This window comes from Pseudomonas sp. M30-35 (genome assembly GCF_002163625.1).
GTDB lineage: Bacteria > Pseudomonadota > Gammaproteobacteria > Pseudomonadales > Pseudomonadaceae > Aquipseudomonas.
Window position 1 is genome coordinate 4,878,917 of the sequence record NZ_CP020892.1, and the last position, 21,265, is coordinate 4,900,181.

The window sequence follows — 21,265 nt, forward strand, 5'->3', positions numbered from 1 at the left end:
TTTTGTGCATCTCGCGGACTATTGATAAGGCTCCAATGCCCTCGTACCCGGTGTAAGTCTGCGTCTGTAACTTCATGCAAAAACAAACGGCGAACTTGCTTGAGTAATCACTCTCAAACACATCCGGCGCCCCGGAATAACCTGTAATGTTAACAGGTTGAAGGCTCTCCTGCTGGCGCGCAGGCTAACCACACCTTAATGTTCGCGAATAAATAATGGCTTAGCGTCCATAGTTACTGTAGTCGCGCTTTATCAATGCGGGGATATTTCGACAGGAATAAACATGAACATGGACATTGTTGTCTCGCCACTAGCGAGCTATTTACTCGCAGCGATTCATTTCTGCGGGCTGATTGCAGCACTGCACGCGGTATTTACAGTAAGAACATCTCAGGGTGCGCTTGCATGGGCAATTTCACTGTTTTTTATGCCTTATTTAACCCTGCTGCCGTATTTGGTTTTTGGTCGCAGCAATTTTGATGCTTATGTAACGGCCAGACGTGAAGCCGATACGGAAATGCACACGGCGATGTCCAAGCTGGACTGGCGGCCATGGGTCGAAGAAGCCGTATCAGCCAGCGAGCTACCGGGTTATAAACAATTAAGGGCGCTGCCCCGGCTGGGTGACATGCCGTGCCTGGCCAACAACCACGTTGCGCTACTGATTAACGGTGAGGCGACCTTCGCAGCGATTTTCAGTGCTTTAGCTTCGGCGCAAAAAGTTATTCTGATCCAATTCTTTATCGTCAAGGACGATGACCTCGGCCGCCGCCTGCGCGATGTACTGCTTGAGCGGGCTGCTGCTGGAGTCAGTGTTTATTTTCTGTACGACGGTATTGGCTGCCACGCCCTGTCACAGCGCTACATTGACAGCTTGCGTAAGGGCGGCGTACAGATGCATGCGTTTCCAACGGGAGGCGGCATTCTTAACCGCTTCCAGCTGAACTTTCGCAACCACCGCAAGATTGTGGTGATTGATGGCGAACGTGGATTTGTTGGCGGACACAATGTCGGCGACGAATACCTTGGGAAGAAGCCGCCGCTTTCCCCCTGGCGCGATACCCACATAGAGATTAATGGCCCGGTCGTCGCGTGCCTGCAGGAGTCGTTTGCCGAAGACTGGTTCTGGTCAACCCGGCAGTTGCCGAAATTGCTGCTCGCCGACGTATTCAGCACTGACGGCGTGATGTGCAAACTGATTACCAGCGGCCCTGCTGACCCAGATGAAACATGTTCGCTGATGTTTGTTGAGGCGGTGCAATCGGCGAAAGAGCGTATCTGGATCACCTCGCCTTACTTCATACCTGACGAGTCGCTGGTTACGGCACTGCGCTTAGCCGTCATTCGCGGCGTTGATGTACGCATACTGATTCCATCCCGGCGCGACCACCGCATCGTGTTCGCCGCCAGCAACCTGTATGCCTTCGAGGCTGTTCGAGCGGGCGTTCGAGTGTTCCGCTACCAGCCTGGGTTTATCCATCAAAAGGTCATGCTGATTGATGATTGCGCCAGCGCGGTGGGCAGCGCCAACCTGGACAACCGCTCATTCCGGCTGAATTTTGAACTAACCCTGTTAACAATCGATAACGACTTCGCCGCGGAAGTCGAAAAAATGTTGCTGGAAGACTTCAGCCAAAGCATTGAGATACGCATCGAAGACCGCAAACACATACACCGCCTGCAAAAGCTCGGCATGCGTATTGCGCGTTTGCTATCACCTATTTTGTAAACGCAAAGGCCCGCCACAGGGCGAGCCTTTCTGTTGCAACTGCCTACAACTCAGTTTGATTGCTGCGGTTTCAACGTTCCGCAATCAGCACCCACCCAACTGGCATTGGTTTGCATGGTGCCGCTTTGCTGTTTGCCTTGATTGTTAAAGGTGCTGGTAACGGTGTTGGTGAATTGCTTGTCGTTGATAAACTTCGTCTCACCCTGCCCTTTAGCCTGCGGGCAATCAAAACTGAATTTCCAGAGCTTGTCAGAACGCTCGGTGACCTGTTGCTTACAGCCGGACTGCTCTTGCAGCGGCAATTCATCAGACTTCACCTGTGCTTCGCTCAGGCAAATCTGCACGCCCTTATCACCCAACCGCACGCCTTGCTTGGCGAGCATTTGCTCCATCATCTGACGCTGCTCCGGCGGCAGCGTTTTAAGCTTTTCGATCATCACATCCATCGCCGGCATCTGTTGACCATCAACCGCCATGTTACTGGTGCTGATTTCCCACAGGCCAGGCAAAATCGGCGCCGCACTGGCCATGAGCGGGGTGAACCCAAGGCTGAGTACCAGGGGTGTAATAAATCGCATACGCATAGTCTGCTCCAGAGAACCAATCAGTATTGATTCAGCCAGTCTAGTCTTGATTCAACTGGATGACTCGGTTGTAACTTCATGTCGATAAATCTCAAGCCCACGCGCCTGATAGTTGTTCAATGCGCTGGGGTGATCAAGCGTACAAGTATGCACCCACACCCGCTTAACGCCCGGCCAGGACCACGCTGACTGCAAAGCCTGACTCAGTAAAGGGCCGCCAAAACCTTGGCCGAAAAAGTCTTCAACCAGGCCAAAGTAAAGGATTTCGACGTCACCTTCTGCACTCATTTGCAGTTCGTAATAACCGGCGATTGCACCTTGGAAATACGCCACCCAGGTACGGTGATGATCGCTGTTGATCAGCGCCTGCCACTGCTCATCCGACCAGACCAACTTCTCTGTCCACAGCCAAGGCCCACCCACCAACTGGTAGAGGAAACGGTTGAGCTGAAATTGCTTGTGCTGACACTCGACGACAGTTAACTCAGTCGGCAGTGGCTTGGCGCGCAGTTGCTCAGGGCTGAGCATCTGAAGGTAATAGGTGGTGTAGGTCAAGTCACTCACGATCAAATACTCTTAGGGAACCTCTGAAAACTACTGCGCTAGGTATTACTGGGTCAGCCCTTGCTGCGTTAAAAAACTGCTCATAATCCTCATTTACAATACGTAAAGTCGAGCGCGACCCCGGTCTCTTACTCGCACTTTTTTGCCTTGTACTACCGTCGCTCGCCACCTTTATCAGAGCATCCCTTGGAACTGGATTCTTGAGGCCGGTGGCCATGGTGCAGATGAACAAAACCCCCACCGGTAAAACCAAATGGGGGTTCTCTCCATCATACAACCAGCGCTTGTGGCACCGGGAGCAGGTTAACTAATTAACCCTTACCTGCACCTTGCGATGCGGGGGAGTTGAACTCACAACTCCAAAGTTCCAACGCGGGCTGGGACGCTTTTGGCGGGCCAAGCCATTCACTCGCAGAGTGACAACGCTGGTTGAAACACAGTTGATAATCCCCTGCCTCGGGGGTTCGCCCCAAGCGCAGAGGTTGCAGGGGCGGTAACTGGCGATGGTAGTGCCAGCTGCCCTCACGCAGTACGGCGTCATCCGGTATTTCCATACCGGCGCCAGTACCCTTGACTCGCGCCTCACCGAGAACCAAGCCCTCGGCAGTGACGCGATAGTCTTCTTCCCAGCGAATGTGCTCGATGGTGTGCTTCCAGGCCAGGGTGAAATCGCTGATGGGCAACTGTGCCCACACCGTTCCAGCCAAGCCCATGCACAAACCAATCAAACTGCAGCCACCGGCTTGTTGCGTGCACGCCACAAGTGTTGACCGAGGAACACCACGGCCAGTGCAAAACCAATTTCATCGCTGATTGGGGTGGCCAGAATCAAACTTGCACCCGCGGCAAAACCCAGCATGCGCTCCCACCACGACAGTTTGAAGTTGAGGAAGCCGGTAAACACCACGCCCCACAAACCAATCGCCACAGCCGCTTTGAACAGCGCATAAATAATCGCTAACCAATTGTCGCTCTGCATCATCAATGCGGGGTCATAGACCGCCATGAACGGCACGATGAAACCGGCGATGGCAATACGAATCGCCCATAGGCTGATCTTCAAGCCTTTCTCTTTGGCAATCGGCGCTGCCGCAAAGCACGCCAGAGCAACTGGCGGCGTCAGGTCAGCCATGATCCCGAAGTAGAAAACAAACATGTGCGAAACCACCAACGGCACGCCCAGTTCAAGCAATGCAGGCGCGGCAATCGAGCTGGTGATGATGTAGTTTGGAATCGTTGGAATGCCCATGCCCAACACCAGGCACGTGAGCATGGTCAGCACCAGGGACAGGAACAAATTGTCTTGTCCGATCGCCAGAATGTAACCCGCAAATGTCGAAGCAATACCGGTCAACGAAACCACACCGATAATCACGCCCACCAGCGCACAGGCAATACCTACAGGTACAGCATGACGCGCACCCTCAACCAGGGCGTGCAAGCACACCACCAAGGTGTCACGGCCGCCCTTGACGAACCAGCACACCGCGACCAGCAGCGCGACAACGCCAAACACCACGGCAATGCCCATCTGGAAGAAGCCAGCGCAAAGCACCCCCAACGCCACCCAGAAGGCAATGCGCATACCCACCGACGATACCCGCAGGATGATCGCAGAGCCAAGAATCACAATTGCAGTCAGGGCCAGACCGACCATGCCCGAGTACAACGGTGTGCGCCCGGAGAAAAGCAGGTAAACCAGAATGAACAGTGGGATCAGCAGGTACCAACGCTCTTTAACCGCAGCCCAAGGATTCGGGCATTGATCTTTCGGCAAACCGTGCAGGTTGGCGCGACGTGCTTCAAGGTGAACCATCCAGAACACCGAGCCGAAATACAGAAGCGCCGGAATCAACGCCGCTTTGGCGACTTCAAAAAACGGCACGTTGATGGTCTCAGCCATGATGAATGCCACCGCACCCATCACTGGCGGCATAATCTGGCTACCCATGCTCGACGTCGCCTCGACGCCACCGGCAAAGGCCGGGCGGTAACCGAAACGCTTCATCAATGGAATAGTAAACTGGCCTGTGGTCACCACGTTGGCCACACCGGAGCCGGTGATGGTGCCCATCAGCGCGGACGACACAACGGATACTTTAGCCGGGCCACCAACCTTGTGGCCAAACAGGCCCATGGCGAAGTCGGTGAACAGCTTGATCATCCCGGCTTGCTCAAGGAATGCGCCGAACAGGATGAACAGGAAGATATAGGTAGCCGAAACGTAGGTCGGCGTGCCGTACAAACCTTCGGTGCCATACGCCAGTTGGTTAACCAGTTGATCCAGGTCGTAACCACGGTGCATCAAATCGCCCGGCAAGTACTGGCCCAGCAACCCGTAGGCCAAAAACAGCGCACAGATTATCGGCAAGGCGATGCCCATCACGCGACGTGCGGCTTCAAATACCAAAGCAATCAACACCAGACCGACAACCATGTCCATCTGCGTAAGGTCGCCGGAGCGATAGATCAGATCGGCTTCAAATATCCACTGATAAGCCGCCGTGCCCATGCCCGCCAAGCCCAGAATCCAGGCGGCCGGTTGCCATGGCCGGCCTTTGCCAGTCGAGGAGAAACATAGAAAAACGGTCAGCAGCAGGAAGCCGACGTGAACCGCACGCAGCACCTGACTCGACACGGGGTGAAATGCCGCCGTGGTGATTTGAAAAATGGAAAACAGCAGCGCAACAATAAATAGCGCTTTTGGCCACTCACTCGGATTTGCTGAAAGGCCTTGGTTGTTCTCACTCATGGCGATGACGCCCTCATTACGTAACGGTTGCGCAGAACCGCTAACAAAACCTACCGTTCCGGCGGAACACTGGTTTTATTAGCACCTCTGGTGCGCGAAGATCACATCAAAAACTGATCGGGGCGAACGCCTGCCCGCCCCGACTCGTTACGATTACAGCGCGCCGACTTCTTTGTAGTAGCGCTCTGCACCTGGATGCAGCGGGATTGGCAGGCTCTTAGCTGCGGTTTCCAGTTTGATGTCCTTGGCCGCAGAGTGGGCATTACCCAAACGCTCAAGGTTTTCAAACATCAGCTTGGTCATTTGATAGGCGGTTTCTTCAGAAACGCCTTCATGACTCACCAGGATATTGGTGATGGCAACGGTAGGAACGTCAGCGTCTTGGTCATCGTATGTACCGGCTGGGATGCTGGCAGGCTGATAGGCATCGTTACCAATCTTGGCAACCACATCAGCTGGAACCGACACGAAGTTGATTGGCAAGGTGGCCGCGAGGTCACGAATAGCCGCCATGCCCAAGCCCGAAGACTGCAGCGTAGCGTCAAGCTGGCGGTTTTTGATCAGCTCGACCGACTCGGCATACGGCAAGAACTCAACTTTGCCCATGTCTTCATACGTCAGGCCAGCTGCTTTGAGGATTGCCCGAGCATTCAGCTCAGTCCCTGATTTAGGTGCGCCAACCGAGATGCTTTTGCCTTTCAGGTCAGCCAGGGTTTTGATGCCCGACTCTTTGTTGGCAACGATCTGAATGTAGTTCGGATAAGTACCGGCAATCGCTCGCAGCTTTTTCAGCGGCGCTTTAAAGCCAGCTTCTTCTACACCGTTCCAGGCGTCAGCAACAGAGTCACCCAGCGCCAGCGCCAGCTCACCACGGCCTGCTTGCAGCAAGTTGAGGTTTTCAACCGATGCTTTGGTCGCCTGAACTGAAGTTTTCGAGCCTTCGATGCCGTTGCTGTAGATCTGAGACAGGCCAACACCAATCGGGTAGTAGACACCGCTGGTGCCGCCCGTGAGGATGTTGATAAAGGTTGGGGCTGCCAGAACTGCAGTGCTTGCAGTCAAGGTTGCGGCAGCTGCGAACAGGCTTAAACGCTTGGTCAATCGCATGGATGAATCTCCGTCGTTGTTATGGCTTTATGCAGAGTTTTTCACTGTAGACGATGCCCACCGCAAAGTGGCTGGCAGGCGTCAGATCTTGTTAGAGCGTCAGAAATAAGCTTTCGCTTACGCGAGGCATATTGCCCGGCGTACTGGAGGAGGCGTTTGCTGGTAAGCGCGGCTGGCTTAGGCAATAGGCAAGATGATTCATGGCAAACCTCTAGTCTTTCTTATTGGATTACCCGTACACAAAAACGGGTTACATCAAACTTAGCAGATGCCGTGCCAATACGTGAAAGTCCCGCTCTAGACCGGTTTTGATAAATTAACAGTCGAATACCAGCAACAATCCGCCTATAACTAGTCAAGCATAGGCGGTAATCCGCCTATTCATCGTCTTGGCTGCCCGCCGGACGATAGCTACTGCGCTGGAGACCATGGCGCTGCATTTTCTCATTGAGCGTGCGCCTTGGAAGCTGCAACAACTCCATGACTCGAGCAATATTGCCCTGACAGTGCAACAAGGCGTTATGCAAGCATTGCGCTTCAAAGCTTTCCATCTGCTCAGCCAACGACTGGCTGGCGAACGCCTCAACCGGCGCGCTCAAGCCCAATGCATGGCGCTCAGCGGCGTTTATCAGCTCACGCACGTTGCCAGGCCAGTCATGCCCGAGCAAACGTGCCAATTCAGTAGCCGGTAGCGGCGACACTTCCCGACCATGGCGCTGCGCTGCTTCTTGGGCGAAGTGCTCAAACAGCAGCGGAATGTCTTCACGACGATCACATAAGGCTGGGATCTGCAGGGTTGCAACGTTTAGCCGGTAGAACAAATCCTCACGGAACCGACCTTTACGCACTTCATCGAGTAAATCCGGTTTAACGGCGCTAATCACCCGCAAATCCACTTGAATGCTGCGATTTGAACCCAGCCGTTCAAGGGTCTTTTCCTGCAGCACGCGCAACAGTTTTACTTGCTGAGCCAGTGGCAGACTCTCAATTTCATCAAGAAATAGAGTGCCGCCGTCAGCGTGCTCGATACGGCCAATCCGCCTGCCTTGCGCCCCCGTAAAGGCACCGCTTTCGTGGCCGAATAACTCACTCTCAAACAGATTCTCTGGGATCGCCGCGCAGTTCAACGCCACAAACGGCTTGCCCGCTCGCGCGCTGAAATCATGCAAGCAACGCGCAACCCGTTCTTTGCCGCTACCGGTCTCGCCGCGAATCAGGATATTCACCGAGGTGCCGGCCAACTCAAGAATCTGCCGACGCAGATTTTCCATCGGCCGCGAAACGCCGAGCAACTGACTTTCAATTCGGTCTTTGTTGGCAAATTGTTGGCGCAGCTCACGGTTTTCACAGACCAAACGCCGCTTTTCAAGGGCGCGGCGCACGCTGTCGAGCAGACGTTCAGGGGTAAATGGTTTCTCGATGAAATCATAAGCGCCCTGATGCAGGGCTTGCACAGCCATCGGCACATCGCCATGGCCCGTGACCATAATCACAGGCAGATCACGATCAAGCTCGATCAACTTTTCCAGCAGTTGTAGGCCGTCAGTACCAGGCATGCGCACATCGCTGATGACTACACCGGGGAAATCCCGATCAACCAATGCCAACGCCTGAGCGGCGCTTGAACAGGTTTGCACACTGAAACCAGAAAGCTCCAGCCACTGCTGCACGGCTTCGCGGATTGCCACTTCATCATCAACAACCAACACCTGACTGCTCATACAACCTCCAACTTGAACGCGCGCAGTGTATCGCCATGAGCCTGACTTAGTAGTCTCGATTTGAATAATCCGCTGAAACTGTGAGCAGGTACCACTGGATAACGCCAGCCTTAAGGCTCTGGCGCAACCGGCAGTTTCAGGGTGAAAACCGCGCCCACAGAGCTGTTAGATACTTCTAGCGTGCCGCCTAATTCCTGGACGATGCCGTACGACACGGCTAAGCCCAAACCCAGGCCTTGGCCGACTGGCTTGGTGGTAAAGAACGGATCGAACACATGGCTCAAGTTATCCCCAGCAATGCCACCACCATTATCGGCGACCGTCAGCACGCATTGCTCAGCACAACGCTGGATAACCACCTCAAGCTGTGCATTTTCAGTTTGAGTCATGGCATCCAAAGCGTTATTGAGTAAGTTGAGCAACACCTGCTCAAGGCGAATTGCATCACCCAGAACATGTACGTTGTAATCAACTTGATTGCAAAGTTGCACGCTTTCGCTACGTATTCGCGGTGTTAACAGCTGTAGTGCCTGATCCAGAACCTCGCCAAGCTGCAAGCGCTCACTGAGCCCGGCCGGACTCTTGCGGGCAAAGGTTTTCAAATGACTGGTCAATGAAGCCATACGCTCAAGCAAACCATCGATACGTTGCAAGCCTGCATACACATCCGTTTGGCGCCCGCTGTCGAGTAGCAAGCGTAAGCTTCCCAGTTGCATGCGCATGGCTGTAAGCGGTTGATTGACTTCATGCGCCATCGCCGCAGACATTTGCCCCAAGGCTGCCATTTTCGCCGCGTGTACTAAACCGTCCTGGGCCTCGCGCAGCTCTGCTGTACGCAGGCTAACCTCCTGCTCTAAACGCTCACGGATACTCGCTTGCAAGCGATGATTTTTACGCCGCTGAAGCAGGAACAGCAGTAAAAATGCCAGGGTCATCCACACACCTGCGGCGGCCAATCGATAGCTGCGCACACTGTCGACCACACTTTGGGGCTCAACCAGCAAGTACAGATTCCAGCCTTCGTCCGCCAACGGCTGGCTCTGCCAGAGATAATCCTGCTTACCGTCCGGGCCATCGACGGTACGCCATTGTGATTCGGGGTTAATCTGCAAGCGTAACTGGCTGGGAAGAGGTTTTAGCGCTTGTTCTGCATATTTTCGCACCTCAATCAGCTCATTTCGCGCTTGATCACTCAGTTCACTCAGTGTTCGAAAACGCCATGCTGGGCGATTACTCAGAATCACTACGTTATAAGTATCCGCCACCAGCAAGATGCCCGATTGCTCGACCCATTCGCGCTGCAGCTCTTCGAGCTCCAGCTTGACCACCAATACGCCAATGACTTGACCGTGGTCGTCGAGCACCACATGCGAGAGAAAGTAGCCGGGTATCCCGGTCGTCACCCCTACCGCAAAATAACGCCCTGAAGATTGCTTTAGCGCGTCACGAAAATAGGGGCGGAATGCATAGTTATTGCCGACAAAGCTGCTCCACTCACGCCAGTTACTGGCCGCTAGCGTGTCACCCTCAACGTTAAGTAGATAAAGCACGTTTGAACCGGCAGCCCGATTCAATTGCTCCAGCCGATGATTTAGCGCTGCTCGCAGCAACAGGTCATCCGGCGAACTGAGCACCGCTTTGATATCGCTGTCGAGTGAGAGCACCTCAGGTACCGAGCTAAAACGCTCAACCAGGGTGTGTATGGATTGCGCATACAGCTGTAACTGACCGCGCGCCTCGACGCTACGTTCCTGCCAGGCACGTTGCTGTGCATAGCGCCCGGCCAACCACATACTGCCAAGCAGGCCAATGGCAATCAGCAGAACGGTAAGTCCCACACGGTATCGAAGAAAAAAAGCTGGCATGCACCGATCATCTCAACAAGATTGCAGCATGTTAAGACAAACGCGTCGCTAACGGTGCATTAGCGCCAGCGACGCGGCCCACGCAGGGGCTTTATATCTGCGCTCAAGAATAGATATCTGCACGCGACCACGGCAAATCGTGACCGCCATTCAAAAGTGGCTTAACCGCCAATATTTGGTGCAAGTTCATCCAGCCCTGGGCAAAACCATACGCGCACCCCGCCAGATACAAACGCCAAATTCGCAGCGCTTGCTCTGGAACCATTAGCGCAGCTCTATCCAGTTGCGTTTCGAGCCTTTCACTCCAAAAGTTCAAGGTCCGCGCGTAATGCAGGCGCAGGCTTTCGACATCGACCACTTCCAATCCTGCATCACTCAGTGCAGCAGTCATGACAGAAAGATGGGGCAACTCACCATGTGGAAAAACATATTTGCCGATAAAATTACCCGCCCCATGGCCAACCGCACGACCATCTGTATGCCGCGCGGTAATCCCATGATTCATTACCAAGCCGCCGGGTTTGACTGCGCCATACAAGCACTGGCAATACTCCGGCAGATTGGCGTAACCCACATGCTCGAACATACCGACACTGACCACTTTATCGAATCGACCATCCTGCGGCAGGTCGCGATAATCCATCAGTTGTAGCTCTACCTGGTTGTCCAGGCCTTGCTCCGCAACTCGCTCGCGCGCTAATTTCAGTTGCTCGGCACTGAGGGTAATGCCGTAAACCTTTGCGCCAAACTCACGTGCAGCCAACCGTGCGAAACCGCCCCAACCACAGCCGACATCAAGCAGTTTGTCACCAGGTTGCAGGCGCAGCTTTCGGCACAGCAAGCGTATTTTTTCCAATTGGGCTTGTTCCAGCGACTCACTGCCGGTTGCAAAATAGCCGCACGAATAGACCATCTCCGGGTCGAGCCAGAGCGCATAAAACTCGTTGGACAGGTCGTAGTGATAGCTTATGGCGGCAGCATCAGTGGCTTTGTCATGCAGCTCATGTTCAACCGCGGCGGGGTTATCGTCAGGCACCAGCGCCTCACTGAGATCAACACCGACCTTAATGATGTCGCTCATCTTGCCTTCTAACTCAACACGACCCTCAACGTAAGCGCCCCCAAGAACATCGAGACTTGGATTACTCAGTTGCATTACGAGGCTGGGATCCTTGATCACCAGCGTAACCTGCGGCCGAGGGCCGAGATCAAGCTGATTGCCGTCCCATAATTTCAAGCGCAACGGCAATTGCAGGCTTCGTAATACCGGCGGTATAAATTGAATCATGTGAACCTCCGCTTTTTGCTAACAACAAAAAGCGTAGCTCAGCTTACTGATTGATGATGCTATCGACCTGATAGACGACTGGCTCACCAATGTGACGCTGCAAGGTTCCGTCAGCCAGCCACTGGCGAATCCATGTGATGGCCTGACCCATTGCGTGATCACCTAGAGGTGTAAGATCAGCGCAGAGCTCGGCAAAACTGCCACCTTGCACGGCCATTTTGTAGAGCGCACTGGCTTCATCAGGTGCAAGTGTACGATAGCGGCTAATCAAGCCATTACGCCAAATCAAACAGACTGACTCTTGCTCCAGCGCATGACTGCCCGGAAATTCGCTATCGTCTTTCAGGGCGCGCCATAACGCCAGGGTGTTGTAGCGCAGAGTTTGCCACTGCACACTTGGCAACAAGCGTGTTTGCAGATTTGGCCACTCATCAGCCTGCAAACTGGCGAGCAAGGCTTCTGTTAGCGGCTGACCATCTGCTGCATCGAATGACAGGGTGAAAGCCCATTCAAAACGCGCAAGCTCCGCTAATGGTTCGGCCTGCTCAGGGATAAGATGAGCCTCGATAAACTCGGCAAATCGAGCACCCAGCCAGCGCAAGCTGAAATGGTCTGGCGGATAGGCATTGATATAGGCCAGGGCCAGGGCATCAAACTCTTCATCGCCCATCCAACCGTGCACAGCGCTGTAATCGCCGCGCAAGGTTTCAATCAGCCGGGCACGATAGGCGTTGTGATAAATCGCCAACCCCATATCGACATCAAGATTCGCGCTGCCCACCAATGTGGCGCGTAGTTCAGGATTGGCGACCGACTCATCCCCTAGCAAATAGGTTTCAATCTCTTGCTGCCACTGATTCAGCCGCATAGTGACTCCGCCTGAAGGGCTTTCGCGCCTAACTCGCGGGCTTTTTGCAGCTCAGCCATCAACTCGGCAAATGGCGGGTAGTGATCATCACGCTCGATCATGGTCGCGACCGGCCCCAGATGTTTGATAGTGCGTTCGTACAACTGCCAAACGGGGTCACATACTGGGTGATCGTGAGTATCAATCACATAAGTGCCGTAATCGGTATGCCCGGCCAAATGCAGCTGGCGGATCTTATCCACAGGCAGGCTGCTGATGTAGGTCCACGGGTCAAAACCATGATTACGCGCGCTGACGTAAACATTGTTTACATCCAGTAGTAAATCGCAGCCAGTGATTGCTGTCAGTTCCGAGAGAAACTCCCACTCGGTGAACTTGTCGCCAGCGGTGCGGATATAGGTTGAAGCATTTTCCAGCACCAGCGGACGCTCAATGACGTCCTGTACCTGGCGAACGCGCGCCGCTACGTGCTGCAAACTTTCATCAGTGAAAGGCAGTGGTAGCAAATCGTGCAGGTGATGGGCATTACCGCGACTCCAGCACAGATGGTCAGATATCCATTGCGGTTTGACCCGATCTGCCAGCAGCTTTAGACGTTTGAGGTAATCGCGATCCATCTCGTGTGGACCGCCAATCGACAACGATACACCGTGCATCACTACTGGATAGTGCTCAGCGACCGCGTCTAAGTGATAAAGGGCTTTGCCACCCTCAATCATGAAATTTTCAGAAATCACCTCGAACCAATCGACATCAGGTCGTTGTTCCAGGATTTCTTGATAGTAGGGAATTCGCAGTCCTAGGCCGTAGCCAAGACAGTCTGACTTAGCAGGCATGCCAAGCTCCTTGGTTAGATTCGGACAGTAATAAAGGAGCAGCCATCAGCCGATGGCTGCTCCCTGTTGCTCTAGTCTTACTCTTCGCCAACACGGCCTTTGGCAGCATTGCAATCAGCCAAAGACATAGCTTTGAAGCCATGGCCTTTGCAGATGCCTTGGCCTTTGCAGGCGTTTTCAGCGGTTTTGCAGTCATTTTGACCTTTGCAGGCGTTAACACCAAAGCATTGAACAGGCGAATCTTCAGCGACAACAACAGTGCTGGCCATGGTTGCAAACATGGTTGCAGCAGTGAACGCGATAGCAGCACCGGTTGCAGCAAAAGTAGATTTAGTAGTCATGTGTACATCCTCGGATTATTTGTTTTACGCCAACCGCACAGCATTTATTTGTGTACGACCTGTTAATAGAGAGGGATAGACCATATTCGTTACAACGTCATTTTAAAAAACGGCAGCATCCGCTTTTGACTGCACTGCGGCCTTGACCGCAAAACAGTGCGCAACCGCTCTACACCAGCCAATCACACCGAACTTGTCGATTTAAGTGCGCTCACACATAAAACGCTCTCATTGGTTGATCGCGCCTGTATCAGCCATGAAACACATCCGCGAGTCAGCACCTGCGGTTTACACAGCTTTGCCATGTTTCCTGCGGGACTGTTTCATCCGTGTAACACCCCGTTAAGTCCACGCTTGGCTTGGTCAGGCACGGATAATCCTCATACACCTGAGCAGCAGTGTCTCACCGGTGAAACACTGCGCTTCGCCCTGCCTGCTACAAAAAAATCTAACTTGCTGATATTCCTAGATAAAACAATTCCGGCACGACTCCTGCGAACACTTAGGCAAAACCAACCGCAGAGTTGCATTGCACATCTTCAATGCGCAAGAAGATATGTAGAAGGAATTGATGTCATGGAACGTAGAAACAGTTCAGGGTCATTCCAATCGTCATTACTGGCGGTAGCGCTTGTGATGCTTTCAAGCGTCTGCGCTACACCTGTACTCGCTCAGGACGGCATTATCGTATTGGGCCGCCAGGTTCAGCCGCGCCTTGCAACGCATCCCACTGATATCCCCGACCCCAATCCAACGGTGGTCAATACCAACATCTCGCGACAAGTTGTCTCGACAGTCAATGGCAGCCTTGGCAATGCGCAAATGGGCGGTGAGCTGGCGGATGCAGATTTTGCCAACATCACCACGGGCTCCAGCATCAACTCAATGATCATGCCCAACGGCAGCCTTCCTGGTTTCAACGCTCTAGGCACCGACCAAGCCAACCACCAAGGTGCGACTAACACCGGCTCAGCCGGGCATTCAGGCGGCAACTCAGGGAATGGTTTGAGCGGCACCATCAACAGCACCATTCAACGCGGCCTTGCGCCATTGAACATACTCAGTGGGGGCAAGTGAGATGAAGAGTCTGCCGTTGCTAATAGCGCTTGCGATCTCAACCACGGCTTTGGCCGATGGATCGCCAGCATCCATGAGCCAAGCCACTATTTCCAGCAGCGCCAGCCACTATCAAGGCGTTGTTTCAGTTAACCAGGCAGCGGGCGAATGGCAACAGCAAAGTAATGCAAGAGCGCTGGCAGTGGGTAACGGCGCCAGCGCTTCGACCCAACAAATTCAAAACCTGAATATTCATAACGTCGACAGATCTCAAGCCGCAGACGTGGCCATTGAGGCGGGCGCATTTAACTCAGGTAATGGTGTCCTCGGTATCAACCAATCCGCCGGGGCAGGAACTCAACAGGCCAATGCAATGAGTATCAGTGTGAGCTCCGGGCTTATCAGCCTGGATGACTCAATGCTGTCGCAGAACGTGGCCATTACACAGATCTCAGGAGCAGTTGCACCCTCCACTGGGGAGCGACGCGTAGCGACCGATGACACTGCGTTTGTCGGAAGCCGTGGAGTTGTGCAATTGAACCAGAGTGCTGGGGTCGGGAACCGCATGGGGAACAACCTCAGTATCAGGGTGAGTGATTAGCCCTGAGCTCAACACAAGTGAGTAAGTCCTAAGTCCAACACAGCAAGGCAAGGAGATACACCATGAAAACTAAAATGGTAGTAATGACGCCGCTGGCAATCGCTTTGGCAGTCGCCATGGCAGCGACAACAGTACAAGCTGACCAGAAAAAATCTTGGTTCCCAGAAACAGGTGCATCCGCAACTGTCGACGATACCCAGATCATCAAAGGTAACGGCGTACTGAACGAAGGCACTGAAAACGCAGCAGGCGTTGATGACGTTGGGGCAGGCGCCTCGGGTAACGTCGGTATCAACGTTGTTGCAGGTACCAATAACCAACAGGCCAATGCCGCAGCACTTGCCAGTGCTGATGCTAGCTTTGTCTTTGGTACCGCCGAATCGTCAACCACTGTTAACCAGAAGTTGACCAACAACGGCGTGATGAACTATTCCAACCCAAGCACAGCAGCGCTCACCAACTCGCTTAACGGCGCCAGTGGTAACGTCGGTGCCAACGTTGGAGCGGGTACTTATAACCAACAGAAAAACGACATGGCTGCTGCGGTCTCTGCAGGCGCGTTCTCAACCGCCAGCAGCACAGCCACTCAGTCGATCACAAACAACACCACCAACAACAAAGCCACGCTTGAATATGGCTCTGCAAAAGTCGCTCTGAAAATGGGCGCTATTGGTGGCTACAAAGGCCAATCTGACCAGATCGGTGATGTCTATCTCGACTCTTGGGAAGGTGAAGGTCACCCAGGTGGCACCAACACTGGTCACGTAGATCTTGATAGCAACGCACAAGGCGCTACAGACCTTAACGGTGACGGCGGCGCACTGGCCTTCAACGAAGAAGGTGTGATCGGCCTGCTCGGTGTAGTGACCGGCAATATTCCGGTTGTAGCTGGCTTCAACGCTCCAGTGGTCAACACTGCAGTACTGAGTGGCTCGCTGAACTACGTATCGGGTAACGTCGGTGTCAACGTGGCGGCTGGTGCTGGTAACCAGCAAAGCAACTCTCTGTCGATTGCTGCAGGCTGCACCTCGTGCCCAGCCGGCGGTACTGGTGGCGGCGAATCGCTTCGCTACTAAGGAAAGTCCTGGGGGTTCCGGAGGTTCGGAACCCCTTTTCTTTTCCAAGGACTGACTTATGCGCGCCCTTCTCGTTGTCCTGATCATGTTGATTTGCCCTGCGTCCTACTCGGCTCAGCTGGGCTTTCCGGTACTACCGGGCGGAGCCTTGGCATTTAAGAACGTCGAAAGTTTTCGCGAACGGCGCTTCAGCAACCTGATCGAGCAAAAAACTGATTTCAGCTGTGGCGCTGCATCTCTGGCGACCATTCTGTATCAGGGTTATCGCTTCGATATCGACGAACAAACTGTCATTGAAGGAATGCTTCAACAAGCAGACCTTGATCTTGTACGCAGCCAAGGTTTCTCAATGCTCGACATGAAACGTTATGTCGAAGCCATTGGCTTACGCGCCCGCGGTTATCGCATTCCTGCTGAACAACTTGAGCAAATCAAAGTCCCGGTGGTCGTACTGCTGGATGTTCGCGGCTACAAGCATTTTGTAGTGCTGCAGAAAACCGAAAGCAATTGGGCCTACGTCGGCGACCCGGTTTTGGGCCACAAGCGCTACAAGCTGGACGATTTCAAAGCAGGCTGGAACGGTATTGTTTTCGCGGTAATTGGCGCTGGCTATGATCGCAACAATCCGTTAACAGACCCGCCGCAGCCACTGACTGCGCGCAACCGTCTGGACCGCTTCAAACCAGTCAATGATGCCGAGTTGATGGAGTTCGGCTTTATACAAAGTGACTTCTTTTAATGGAGCACGACATGAAGACTCAACTGTGTGTGGCAACCATTTGTTTGGCTGCCAGCCTGCCACTCCAAGCCACAGGACTGTTTGCACCTGCAGAGCTGAGTGACCAGGAGTTATCGCAACTACGCGGCCGATATGTACTGCCAGGAAGAATTGTGAATTTTGGTGTGACCATGGCCAGCACGTGGCAAAACGCGAGTGGCCAGGTACTCGGCGCCAAGGTCGATATGCAAATCCAGCAGAGCATCAAGCCGGTGTTCAACATCACCACATTTAAGCAGGGCAACAATGATGCAGCGGCCGCAACTATCGCCGCGGGAGTGGGTAACTCGCCCGCCCAAGGCACCGGCCAGCTAAGCGGTGGTAACAGCCTCAATAATGTTCAGGGTGTGGTGCAAACGACCCGTTCTGCCGGTGACCTAAACACCAGCTACAACAACCTTAATATCGATGTCAGCCACGGCAATACAGCACCTGCTGTGATGTCCGGCTCACAGCTAGTAAGCAGTGTGCAGCAAACCAGCGACGTCGGCACGGTAAGGGTCAGTCCAATGGGTGGCGGCTTGCAGTTGGCCATCGATGCCAACGGCCAAGGCGCTAGTCTGCAGCAGCTTGGAGCAGGCGGCGCAGTTCAACGTAGCGACATTTATGGCTCAAGTAACACTGTTACCAATTTCGCCGCGCTCAACGTATTGCTGAAAGAAAATATGCCGACCGCGAACGGGTTGAACTGTAATTGGAACCAACTTAACAATTTGCGTCCAACAGGGCTGTAAATATGGTCTAGGCTGGATTTGTGACCGATCTGAAATGGATATTTTCCTATGCCGAAGCACGTATCTCTAGGCTTGGCTATATGTGCGGCTAGCGCTCTTGCCGCGCCTACATTGATGGCCGCGACCGACGCTGAAGTAGACGCATTAAAACAACAACTCGAACTACTTAAACAGCATTACGATGCTCAGCAAAAAGCTTTGATGGTGCTCGAACAACGACTTAAACAAGTTGAGTCTCAACCCGTTCAAAAACCACTGCTGCGCCCTATCCCTGCAACCGGACGCAGTGAGACGGTGGCCAAATCTGGGGAAGCCGGTTACGGCACCAGCCTGCAAGATGATGCAGCGCCAGCACGCAGCGTTGAGAATATTTACAACGAGGCCAGCGGCTTCTTCGGCACAGGCACCTTCAGTTTTGAAACAGGCCTGACTTACAGTCACTACGACAGCAGGCAACTGTTTCTTAACGGTTTCCTGGCCCTCGACACCATCTTTCTTGGCAACATTGGTGTCGACCAAATTAACTCTGACACCTTAACCCTCGATCTGACTGGCCGGTATAACTGGCATGACCGTTGGCAGTTCGACCTCAACGTGCCTGTGGTGTACCGCGAGACTACATTTGAATCTGCTGGCGCAGGCGGCGCGAGCACATCCATCTCTGAAGAAACCGTCACCCGCAACCCTGAAATCGGTGATATCAGTGCCGGTATCGCTTATAAGTTCCTGACTGAAACCGAGAGCCGTCCAGATGCGGTCCTCAGCCTGCGGGTCAAGGCACCTACAGGTAAAGACCCTTACGGCATCAAGCTTCAGCAAGTACCTGGCAACGACAACTTGACGGTTCCAGAAGAGCTGCCAACCGGCAACGGTGTGTGGTCAATCACTCCTGGCATATCGTTGGTCAAAACCGTCGACCCAGCCGTGCTCTTCGGCAACCTTTCATACACCTATAACCTGGAAGAGGACTACAGTGACATCAGCTCTACGCGCGGGGTCAAGCAACCCGGCACAGTAAAGCTGGGTAACTGGTTCCAATTCGGCTTGGGCATGGCCTTTGCGCTAAACGAGCGCATGAGTCTGTCGATGTCTTACTCGCAGCTGCTTTCGCAAAAAAGCAGAGTCAAGGCTGAAGGCCAAGGCTTCACGTCAGTGCCCAGCAGTGACGCCAATGCCGCGTACTACAACATCGGCATGACCTATGCGTTCGATGAAAACCTAAGCATCGTGCCCAACCTATCCATCGGCCTGACACCCGATGCCCCCGACTTTACTTTCAGCGTCAGATTTCCTTACTACTTCTAACCAGAAAGCTTAACTTATCCACAGACCTAACCGCAGCGTGTTCCGGTTAGGTCTTCGTGCGCCTACTGTGCCTATTATGCAGTCCATCCAAGCACACGAGGTTGTTGTGGATACTCAAGCAATGCTCTGGGGATTAGTATTTGGCTCGGTCGGGCTGAGTTTTTTTATCTACGGGCGAAAGCACAGTAGAACCATGCCTTTTATTTGCGGATTGGGGCTGATGGTGTTTCCGTACTTCATTAGCAGTACTTTGCTGATGGTTGCGATAGGTTGCTCACTTATGGCTCTGCCCTATTTTGTCAGGCTCTGAGCCTAAGCAACCTCAGCGAATCTGGTGCTTATGCAGCAAGCGATAAAATGTCGGCCGTGAGATACCCAAACCGCGTGCCGCCTGGCTACAGTTCTCAGGATACCTCGCCATTGCATCGCTGAGGGCCTGAATCTCTGCTTTGCGCTTGTAGTCTTCCAAGGTTCTAAGCCGTTCAATAAGAATGCTGCCTGGTTCAAGACCAAGATCCTTGGCCTCAATCTGGCGCCCCTCTGCCAACACCAAACCTCGCCGCACTCGATTCGCCAACTCACGGACATTGCCGGGCCATTTGTGCTCAGCCAACTGCTTCAATGCTTCTTCACTAAAGCGCTTGGCCCGCCGGCCAGTTTCGGCGCTGTATAAACTGGCAAAGTAATTTGCCAACATTGGAATATCCGCCACTCGCTCATGCAAAGCGGCGGTATGCACTTGCAGTACATTGAGGCGGTAATACAGGTCTTCTCGGAAACTGCCGTTATCGATCGCGGCTTCAAGATCGATATGGGTTGCAGCCAGAACCCTGACATCAACCGATATTGGCTGGCTCCCTCCCACCCGCTCTATTTGTTTCTCTTGCAGAAAACGCAGCAGGTTAGCTTGCAACTCAAGGGGTAAATCGCCAATTTCATCGAGAAACAGGGTGCCGCCGTCTGCCGATTCAATCCGGCCGATTTTACGTTGATGTGCGCCGGTAAATGCACCCTTCTCGTGACCAAATAACTCTGACTGAATTAGGTGCTCAGGAATTGCCCCGCAGTTGATCGCAATAAATGGCTTACCTGCTCGGCTCGAACGGTGATGCAAGGTTCTTGCGACTAACTCTTTACCCGTACCGCTTTCACCACGGATCAATACCGGGGAATGGGTCGGTGCAAGTTTGGCCAGCAATTTACGTAAATCACGGATAGGTGTGCTCTGTCCAAGCAGCTCATTTTCATGATCATCAATGATGCCGCTTTTCCGCCCACGTAACCTTGCCATCCCGTAGGCTCGGCCCAAGGTCACATGCACCCGAGACACGTCAAACGGCAAGGTGTGATAGTCAAAAAACCACTCACCCACAAACTCACCAAGGGTATTAACCGAAGACAGCAAGTCAGGACTAAGCACTGCAATCCACTCAGCACCACTGCGGCTTAACAGTTGCTTGATTGCGGCTGGGCGACGCAAGTGCATTTCATTGAGCCGGATCAAACCGACATCGCAGTCACGCTCCTCCGCATACTCAAGCATGCAGCCTTCCACGGTCCATCCTGCCTCTCGAAGGCTTGGTAATAGCGACCGGCAATCATCACAAGGGTCGACTACCAAGAGGCGCCGCGGTGTACTCGTATCATTAAGCATACCTTTCCTTGGCGCCAAATAATTAACGTTTTTAATCAAAGGGTTAGGCGCGATTACAGTTACCCTAGCAATACTTTCGATAGCGACTTGGAACAATTCACACTAAGGCGCTATCGCTAAATAACTAGCCGTTCAAAACACGCTTATTTGGAGGTTAAGTCGGTGAAATAACTGCTTTTTTTGTGACGCAGTTCCGCTTTGGGAACACCACAGAGACGGCTCATCTGCCGGTGACAAGGATTTAGCTATTAGACCAACCAAGCCACGGCCAAGAGCACGGGTTATTTCATCTGCAAAAGGTTGGGAAGTTGCCTGCTGAGACTTAGTGCCCAGCCAAGCGAGAATGCTCATTACAGAGAAGTGTCTGGCGATCAGGGAATGTCGCCGATTCGAACTCAAGCGCTAG

At 53.4% G+C, this 21,265-nt stretch carries 19 protein-coding genes; 7 read left to right on the plus strand and 12 right to left on the minus strand.

Annotated elements, in window-relative coordinates; all coding sequences use genetic code 11:
• The first annotated feature begins 289 nt into the window (after positions 1-289).
• The gene (gene cls, locus B9K09_RS22295; protein WP_087519244.1) at positions 290-1,729 is read left to right on the plus strand and encodes a cardiolipin synthase; all 1,440 of its coding nucleotides are present in this window, start codon (positions 290-292) and stop codon (positions 1,727-1,729) included.
• A 50-nt stretch (positions 1,730-1,779) separates the two neighbouring features.
• Here the strand turns inward: cls and B9K09_RS22300 are convergent, their stop codons facing one another.
• From B9K09_RS22300 to B9K09_RS22350, 11 genes are all read right to left on the minus strand, one after another.
• Positions 1,780-2,313 (minus strand): DUF3617 domain-containing protein, encoded by a 534-nt coding sequence (locus B9K09_RS22300; RefSeq protein ID WP_087518867.1) that lies wholly within the window; start codon positions 2,311-2,313, stop codon positions 1,780-1,782.
• Between the two features lie 51 nt (positions 2,314-2,364).
• A complete protein-coding gene (locus tag B9K09_RS22305; protein ID WP_087518868.1) occupies positions 2,365-2,877 on the minus strand; it encodes a GNAT family N-acetyltransferase in 513 nt (170 codons plus the stop codon).
• Positions 2,878-3,188: 311 nt separating this feature from the next.
• Positions 3,189-3,605, minus strand: coding sequence for a DUF1850 domain-containing protein (locus B9K09_RS22310; protein ID WP_087518869.1), 417 nt, complete (start codon positions 3,603-3,605; stop codon positions 3,189-3,191).
• On the minus strand, positions 3,602-5,629 hold the full coding sequence (locus tag B9K09_RS22315; RefSeq protein ID WP_087518870.1) for a TRAP transporter permease: 2,028 nt from the start codon (positions 5,627-5,629) through the stop codon (positions 3,602-3,604). The genes B9K09_RS22310 and B9K09_RS22315 overlap by 4 nt, the downstream gene beginning before the upstream one ends.
• 153 nt (positions 5,630-5,782) lie before the next feature.
• Entirely contained in the window at positions 5,783-6,736 is a 954-nt protein-coding gene (locus B9K09_RS22320; RefSeq protein WP_087518871.1) for a TAXI family TRAP transporter solute-binding subunit, read from the minus strand.
• 377 nt (positions 6,737-7,113) lie between these two features.
• Positions 7,114-8,457, minus strand: a complete 1,344-nt coding sequence (locus B9K09_RS22325) for a sigma-54 dependent transcriptional regulator (RefSeq protein ID WP_087518872.1) — start codon at positions 8,455-8,457, stop codon at positions 7,114-7,116.
• 110 nt (positions 8,458-8,567) lie between these two features.
• The gene (locus tag B9K09_RS22330) at positions 8,568-10,322 is read right to left on the minus strand and encodes an ATP-binding protein (RefSeq protein WP_087518873.1); all 1,755 of its coding nucleotides are present in this window, start codon (positions 10,320-10,322) and stop codon (positions 8,568-8,570) included.
• 103 nt (positions 10,323-10,425) lie between these two features.
• The gene (gene cfaB, locus B9K09_RS22335; RefSeq protein ID WP_087518874.1) at positions 10,426-11,610 is read right to left on the minus strand and encodes a C17 cyclopropane fatty acid synthase CfaB; all 1,185 of its coding nucleotides are present in this window, start codon (positions 11,608-11,610) and stop codon (positions 10,426-10,428) included.
• A gap of 43 nt (positions 11,611-11,653) precedes the next feature.
• The gene (locus tag B9K09_RS22340; RefSeq protein ID WP_087518875.1) at positions 11,654-12,478 is read right to left on the minus strand and encodes a DNA-binding domain-containing protein; all 825 of its coding nucleotides are present in this window, start codon (positions 12,476-12,478) and stop codon (positions 11,654-11,656) included.
• Positions 12,469-13,314, minus strand: a complete 846-nt coding sequence (locus tag B9K09_RS22345; protein WP_087518876.1) for a DUF692 domain-containing protein — start codon at positions 13,312-13,314, stop codon at positions 12,469-12,471. The genes B9K09_RS22340 and B9K09_RS22345 overlap by 10 nt, the downstream gene beginning before the upstream one ends.
• 77 nt (positions 13,315-13,391) lie before the next feature.
• Positions 13,392-13,655 carry a hypothetical protein gene (locus B9K09_RS22350; protein ID WP_087518877.1) on the minus strand — a complete coding sequence of 88 codons (264 nt, stop codon included), beginning with the start codon at positions 13,653-13,655 and terminating at the stop codon, positions 13,392-13,394.
• Between the two features lie 576 nt (positions 13,656-14,231).
• Between B9K09_RS22350 and B9K09_RS22355 the strand changes: the two genes are divergently transcribed.
• From B9K09_RS22355 to B9K09_RS22380, 6 genes are all read left to right on the plus strand, one after another.
• A complete protein-coding gene (locus B9K09_RS22355) occupies positions 14,232-14,732 on the plus strand; it encodes a hypothetical protein (RefSeq protein WP_087518878.1) in 501 nt (166 codons plus the stop codon).
• Between the two features lies 1 nt (position 14,733).
• Positions 14,734-15,312, plus strand: a complete 579-nt coding sequence (locus B9K09_RS22360; protein WP_087518879.1) for an adhesin — start codon at positions 14,734-14,736, stop codon at positions 15,310-15,312.
• A 62-nt stretch (positions 15,313-15,374) separates the two neighbouring features.
• A complete protein-coding gene (locus tag B9K09_RS22365) occupies positions 15,375-16,388 on the plus strand; it encodes a hypothetical protein (protein ID WP_087518880.1) in 1,014 nt (337 codons plus the stop codon).
• 58 nt (positions 16,389-16,446) lie between these two features.
• On the plus strand, positions 16,447-17,127 hold the full coding sequence (locus tag B9K09_RS22370; RefSeq protein WP_087518881.1) for a C39 family peptidase: 681 nt from the start codon (positions 16,447-16,449) through the stop codon (positions 17,125-17,127).
• An 11-nt stretch (positions 17,128-17,138) separates the two neighbouring features.
• Positions 17,139-17,900, plus strand: a complete 762-nt coding sequence (locus B9K09_RS22375; RefSeq protein ID WP_087519245.1) for a hypothetical protein — start codon at positions 17,139-17,141, stop codon at positions 17,898-17,900.
• 48 nt (positions 17,901-17,948) lie between these two features.
• Positions 17,949-19,205 (plus strand): transporter, encoded by a 1,257-nt coding sequence (locus B9K09_RS22380; protein ID WP_087518882.1) that lies wholly within the window; start codon positions 17,949-17,951, stop codon positions 19,203-19,205.
• Positions 19,206-19,527: 322 nt separating this feature from the next.
• Here B9K09_RS22380 and B9K09_RS22390 read toward each other — a convergent pair whose 3' ends face one another.
• On the minus strand, positions 19,528-20,859 hold the full coding sequence (locus tag B9K09_RS22390) for a sigma-54 dependent transcriptional regulator (protein ID WP_087518883.1): 1,332 nt from the start codon (positions 20,857-20,859) through the stop codon (positions 19,528-19,530).
• Positions 20,860-21,265 lie beyond the last annotated feature (406 nt).

What these genes read in the sequence shown, in the direction of transcription:
- B9K09_RS22350 (WP_087518877.1), bottom strand. Translation starts at nt 13,655, where the DNA reads ATGACTACTAAATCTACTTTTGCTGCAACCGGTGCTGCTATCGCGTTC.
- B9K09_RS22380 (WP_087518882.1), top strand. Translation starts at nt 17,949, where the DNA reads ATGCCGAAGCACGTATCTCTAGGCTTGGCTATATGTGCGGCTAGCGCT.
- B9K09_RS22330 (WP_087518873.1), bottom strand. Translation starts at nt 10,322, where the DNA reads ATGCCAGCTTTTTTTCTTCGATACCGTGTGGGACTTACCGTTCTGCTG.
- B9K09_RS22365 (WP_087518880.1), top strand. Translation starts at nt 15,375, where the DNA reads ATGAAAACTAAAATGGTAGTAATGACGCCGCTGGCAATCGCTTTGGCA.
- B9K09_RS22375 (WP_087519245.1), top strand. Translation starts at nt 17,139, where the DNA reads ATGAAGACTCAACTGTGTGTGGCAACCATTTGTTTGGCTGCCAGCCTG.
- B9K09_RS22315 (WP_087518870.1), bottom strand. Translation starts at nt 5,629, where the DNA reads ATGAGTGAGAACAACCAAGGCCTTTCAGCAAATCCGAGTGAGTGGCCA.
- B9K09_RS22390 (WP_087518883.1), bottom strand. Translation starts at nt 20,859, where the DNA reads ATGCTTAATGATACGAGTACACCGCGGCGCCTCTTGGTAGTCGACCCT.
- B9K09_RS22370 (WP_087518881.1), top strand. Translation starts at nt 16,447, where the DNA reads ATGCGCGCCCTTCTCGTTGTCCTGATCATGTTGATTTGCCCTGCGTCC.
- B9K09_RS22355 (WP_087518878.1), top strand. Translation starts at nt 14,232, where the DNA reads ATGGAACGTAGAAACAGTTCAGGGTCATTCCAATCGTCATTACTGGCG.
- B9K09_RS22340 (WP_087518875.1), bottom strand. Translation starts at nt 12,478, where the DNA reads ATGCGGCTGAATCAGTGGCAGCAAGAGATTGAAACCTATTTGCTAGGG.
- B9K09_RS22325 (WP_087518872.1), bottom strand. Translation starts at nt 8,457, where the DNA reads ATGAGCAGTCAGGTGTTGGTTGTTGATGATGAAGTGGCAATCCGCGAA.
- B9K09_RS22320 (WP_087518871.1), bottom strand. Translation starts at nt 6,736, where the DNA reads ATGCGATTGACCAAGCGTTTAAGCCTGTTCGCAGCTGCCGCAACCTTG.
- cls (WP_087519244.1), top strand. Translation starts at nt 290, where the DNA reads ATGGACATTGTTGTCTCGCCACTAGCGAGCTATTTACTCGCAGCGATT.
- B9K09_RS22360 (WP_087518879.1), top strand. Translation starts at nt 14,734, where the DNA reads ATGAAGAGTCTGCCGTTGCTAATAGCGCTTGCGATCTCAACCACGGCT.
- cfaB (WP_087518874.1), bottom strand. Translation starts at nt 11,610, where the DNA reads ATGATTCAATTTATACCGCCGGTATTACGAAGCCTGCAATTGCCGTTG.
- B9K09_RS22345 (WP_087518876.1), bottom strand. Translation starts at nt 13,314, where the DNA reads ATGCCTGCTAAGTCAGACTGTCTTGGCTACGGCCTAGGACTGCGAATT.
- B9K09_RS22300 (WP_087518867.1), bottom strand. Translation starts at nt 2,313, where the DNA reads ATGCGTATGCGATTTATTACACCCCTGGTACTCAGCCTTGGGTTCACC.